2 protein-coding genes are annotated in these 1640 nt (G+C 48.0%); both read left to right on the forward strand.

Annotated features, from left to right (window positions below):
* The first annotated feature begins 35 nt into the window (after nucleotides 1-35).
* A complete protein-coding gene (gene ruvB, locus PHX29_06300; protein MDD5605498.1) occupies nucleotides 36-1067 on the forward strand; it encodes a Holliday junction branch migration DNA helicase RuvB in 1032 nt (343 codons plus the stop codon).
* The gene (locus PHX29_06305) at nucleotides 1064-1603 is read left to right on the forward strand and encodes an epoxyqueuosine reductase QueH (protein MDD5605499.1); all 540 of its coding nucleotides are present in this window, start codon (nucleotides 1064-1066) and stop codon (nucleotides 1601-1603) included. The genes ruvB and PHX29_06305 overlap by 4 nt, the downstream gene beginning before the upstream one ends.
* Nucleotides 1604-1640 lie beyond the last annotated feature (37 nt).

Consider the following 1640-nt stretch of genomic DNA (forward strand, 5'->3'; position numbering starts at 1 on the left):
ATTTGAATACAACATAAAATTTTTGGAGGCAGCATATCAGTCGTATTATTTCGGGGGCAGTCAGCGAAGAGGATGTACCAGTAGATCTTAGCCTGAGGCCACGTAAACTTGCCGATTTTATTGGCCAGGAAAAGGTTAGGAACAACTTGAAAATTGCCATCATGGCAGCCAAAGGCAGGGGAGAAGCTTTAGATCATGTTCTATTATATGGGCCTCCCGGTCTTGGCAAAACTACGCTTGCCCATATTATTGCTGCCGAGATGGGGGTAAATATCAAGGTCACTTCCGGGCCTGCCATAGAAAGGGCGGGAGATTTGGCGGCGATACTTACCAATCTGCAAAGCCATGATGTGCTTTTTATAGATGAAATCCATCGTTTGAGCCGGGCGATAGAAGAAATTTTGTATCCGGCAATGGAAGACCGCGCTCTGGATATTATTCTTGGGAAAGGTCCTGGAGCTCGAAGCCTCAGACTTAACTTGCCTGAATTTACCCTGGTTGGAGCCACGACACGGTTCGCCCAGCTAAGCTCGCCCTTGCGGGGGCGTTTCGGTGTGGTTTATCGGCTGGATTATTACGACCAGGCAGCTTTGGGCACTATAATAAAAAGATCTGCCGGTATTATTGGAATCGGCATTGAAGACAAAGGTATAGAATCTATTGCCTGTCGTGCCAGGGGTACTCCCAGGGTAGCTAATCGTCTTCTGAGAAGGGTGAGAGATTACGCGCAGGTTATGGCCGATGGGGTGATTACTGATGAAGTTGCCCGCCAATCTCTTGAGCAACTTGAAGTAGATGCCCTTGGCCTGGATGAGATAGATCACCGGCTGTTAAGGACAATTATTGAAAAGTTTAATGGCGGGCCTGTCGGCTTGGAAACTATCGCAGCTGCAATAAGTGAAGAATCAGATACAATTATGGATGTGTATGAGCCATATTTACTCCAGGTTGGGTTTATCGAAAGGACTCCAAGGGGGCGGATGGCCACAAGCCGAGCTTATGAGCACCTGGGAATTCCTTTTAATAAAGATACTTCTGCCCAGGCAAGGTTTTTTAATGGCGTATGATCGTTGATTCAGTTCTGGTACACGTATGTTGCGCTCATTGTGCAGCCTATACACTCGATTTTTGGCAAAAGCAGGGATACCGCGTAGAAGCTTTCTGGTACAACCCCAATATCCATCCAGAGGAGGAGTACCAACTGCGGATGGACGCTACGAGAAGACTGCTCGAAGGGACCGGGATACCGCTTAAAATATACTCTGACTACCAGCCATCGGAGTATTTTGATGCTGTACGCGGGCAGAGCGAAGAGCGTTGCAAAAGCTGCTTTCGCCTGAGGCTGGGGCAAACTGCCGCTGTGGCATTGGAGCGTGGGTTTACTGCCTTTTCTTCCAGCTTGCTTATTAGCCCCCATCAGCAGCACGAGAACCTGTTATCGATTGGCAATGCTCTTGCTGAAATAAGGGGTATAAGATTTCTTTACTCGGATTTACGCCGCAGGTATTCCGATTCTCGGGTTATGACCAAGCATCGGGATTTATACCGGCAAGAATACTGCGGATGCCAATATAGCAAACAGGAGAGGTTTTCTTCCGAGTAATGCGCTACTATGTCCGCTCAATGCAACAGGAAGATGC

This window comes from Dehalococcoidales bacterium (assembly GCA_028717385.1).
Taxonomy (GTDB): domain Bacteria; phylum Chloroflexota; class Dehalococcoidia; order Dehalococcoidales; family CSSed11-197; genus CSSed11-197.